The sequence below is a fragment of the Streptomyces sp. NRRL WC-3549 genome, assembly GCF_000721935.1.
In the GTDB taxonomy this organism is placed as follows: Bacteria; Actinomycetota; Actinomycetes; order Streptomycetales; family Streptomycetaceae; genus Streptomyces.
In genome coordinates this window covers 28,361-31,393 of sequence record NZ_KL585411.1, presented here as the reverse complement: position 1 = coordinate 31,393, position 3,033 = coordinate 28,361, and the positions used below count along the sequence as shown (strand labels likewise).

The 3,033-nt window shown below is 71.3% G+C and carries 2 protein-coding genes; both read right to left on the bottom strand.

Annotated elements, in window-relative coordinates; all coding sequences use genetic code 11:
• A partial coding sequence (locus IH13_RS37950) for an alpha-amylase family glycosyl hydrolase (RefSeq protein WP_031086412.1) occupies positions 1 to 1,021 on the bottom strand: 1,021 nt, incomplete at its 3' end.
• A gap of 110 nt (positions 1,022 to 1,131) precedes the next feature.
• The coding region (gene glgX / locus IH13_RS0120160) for a glycogen debranching protein GlgX (protein ID WP_063837469.1) at positions 1,132 to 3,033 on the bottom strand (1,902 nt) is incomplete at its 5' end.

Below are 3,033 nucleotides of genomic sequence, written 5' to 3'. Positions count from 1 at the left end.
GCTCATGGGTGACCACCCGGTAGGCGGCCCGCCGCACCGTCGCCGTCCAGTAGCCGCCCCGGTCCCCCGGAGGCCCCGCGGAGTCCCGGTAGCGGCCCAGCAGGTCCGCCGCGCCCGTCGGGTCCGTGAACAGGCCGTCGATCCGGTGCAGCGCGTCGTACCCGGTCGTCCCCGCGACCGCCCAGCCGGCGGGCAGGACCTCGTCGGCGGTCAGGATCTTCTCCACCACGGTCCACCGCCCGCCGGTGGCCTCGCCCAGCCGTTCCAGGTACGCGGCGGGGTCGGCCAGCCCGTCCGGGTGGTCGACGCGCAGCCCGTCCACGGTGCCGTCGTTCAGCAGTTCGAGGATCTTGACGTGGGTGGCCTCGAAGACCTCGGGGTGCTCGACCCGGACCCCGATCAGGTCGGAGATGGTGAAGAAGCGCCGGTAGTTCAGCTCGGTCCGGGCCAGCCGCCACCAGCCCAGCCGGTAGTGCTGGGCGGCGAGCAGCCGGGGCAGCGGGAGGTCAGCCGTACCCGCGCGCAGCGGGAACTCCTGCTCCCCGTAGCGGAGCACCGGGGTGCCGTCCTCACGGGTACCGGTCTCGAACCGGCCGGACTCCTCGCCGACCGGCCCCGCCAGGACGGGCAGCAGCACCTTTCCGCCGCCCGCCTCCCAGTCGATGTCGAACCAGCGGGCGTACGGGGACTCCCGGCCCTCGCCCAGCACCTCCCACAGCGGCCGGTTGTACCGGGGGGAGGCCGCCATGTGGTTGGGCACGATGTCCAGGACCAGCCCGAGACCGTGCGCGCGTGCCGTGGCGGACAGCTCCCGCAGCCCCTCCTCGCCGCCGAGCTCGGCCCGCACGCGGCTGTGGTCGACCACGTCGTAGCCGTGCCCGGAACCGGGCACGGCCTCCAAGACCGGGGAGAGATGCAGATGCGAGACGCCGAGCCCGGCGAGGTAGGGCACGGCGTCCGCCGCGGCGGCGAACGTGAAGTCCGGCTGGAGCTGGAGCCGGTAGGTGGCGGTGGGCGTCATGGACACCTACGTACCCAGCCCGGCGCCTTCCGTGTCACCCGGGGCCCCCGGTGCGGCGGGCGGCCCGCCCCCGTGACCCGAACGGGCTACGGGGGCGGCCGCCGCCCGGGTCACGCCGGGCGCTTGAGCACCGTCAGGCTGCGCCCGACGAGCGTCACCCGCTCGCCGGCCGAGACCTTCGGTCCGGCCCCCGGGGGCACCCCGTCCGGAACCCCGGTGTCCACGACGACCTGCCAGCGCCTGCCGTGGTGGGTGGGCACCGTGAACTCCAGAGTCTCCGCGCTCGCGTTGAACATCAGCAGGAACGAGTCGTCCGAGATCCGCTCACCGCGCGGGCCCGGCTCCGAGATGGCGTGCCCGTTCAGGAACACCGTCATGGCCTTCGCGTGGGCGGCCTGCCAGTCCCGCTGGGTCATCTCGTCGCCCCGGGGGGTGAACCACGCGATGTCCGACAGCTCGTCGTGCGTGCCCTCCACCGGGCGGCCGTGGAAGAACCGCCTGCGCCGGAAGACCGGGTGGTCGCGGCGGAGCCAGACCATGGCCCGGGTGAACTCCAGCAGGCTGGTGTCCGACCCCGCCGGGTCCACGCCGTTACCGCCGTCCTCCCGGGTGCGGGCGGCCGGGTCGGGCCAGTGCACCCAGGAGAGTTCGTTGTCCTGGCAGTAGCCGTTGTTGTTGCCGCGCTGGGTACGGGCGAACTCGTCGCCGTGGCTCAGCATCGGGACGCCCTGGGAGAGCATCAGGGTGGCGATGAAGTTGCGCATCTGGCGGCTGCGGAGCTCCAGGATCTCCTTGTCCTCCGTGGGGCCCTCCGCGCCGCAGTTCCAGGAGCGGTTGTGGCTCTCCCCGTCCCGGTTGCCCTCGCCGTTGGCCTCGTTGTGCTTGTCGTTGTACGAGACCAGGTCGTGGAGGGTGAACCCGTCGTGGCAGGTGGTGAAGTTGATCGAGGCCAGCGGGCGCCTGCCGTCGTCCTGGTAGAGGTCGGAGGAGCCGGTCAGCCGCCCCGCGAACTCCGCCAGGGTGCGCGGCTCGCCCCGCCACAGGTCGCGGACCGTGTCGCGGTACTTGCCGTTCCACTCGGTCCACAGCGGCGGGAAGTTGCCCACCTGGTAGCCGCCCTCGCCCACGTCCCACGGCTCGGCGATCAGCTTCACCTGGCTGACCACCGGGTCCTGCTGGACCAGGTCGAAGAACGACGACAGCCGGTCCACCTCGTGGAACTGCCGGGCGAGCGTGGCCGCCAGGTCGAAGCGGAACCCGTCCACGTGCATCTCGGTCACCCAGTACCGCAGCGAGTCCATGATCAGCTGGAGGACGTGCGGGGACCGCATCAGCAGGGAGTTCCCGGTGCCCGTGGTGTCCATGTAGTACTGCGGGTCGTCGGTCAGCCGGTAGTACGAGGCGTTGTCCAGTCCGCGGAAGGAGAGCGTCGGCCCCAGGTGGTTGCCCTCGGCCGTGTGGTTGTAGACCACGTCGAGGATCACCTCGATGCCCGCCTGGTGCAGCGCCTTCACCGCCTGCTTGAATTCGAGCACCTGTTCGCCGCGATCGCCCCAGGAGGCGTACGCGTTGTGCGGGGCGAAGAAGCCGATCGTGTTGTAGCCCCAGTAGTTGGCGAGGCCCGCGTCGGCGAGCCGGTGGTCCTGGACGAACTGGTGGACGGGCATCAGCTCGATCGCGGTGACGCCCAGTTCGGTGAGGTGGGCGATGATCTCCGGATGCGCGAGCCCCGCGTAGGTCCCGCGCAGCTCCTCGGGCAGCCCCGGGTGAAGCATCGTCAGGCCCTTGACGTGCGCCTCGTAGATCACGGTGCGGTGGTAGTCGGTGCGGGGGCGGCGGTCGTCGCCCCAGTCGAAGTACGGGTTGACGACCACCGAGCTCATGGTGTGCGGCGCCGAGTCGAGGTCGTTGCGCTCGTTCGGCTTGCCGAACGGGTAGCCGTACACCGCCTCGCCCCACTGGATCTGCCCGGAGATCGCACGTGCGTACCTGTCTCTTATACACATCTCTGA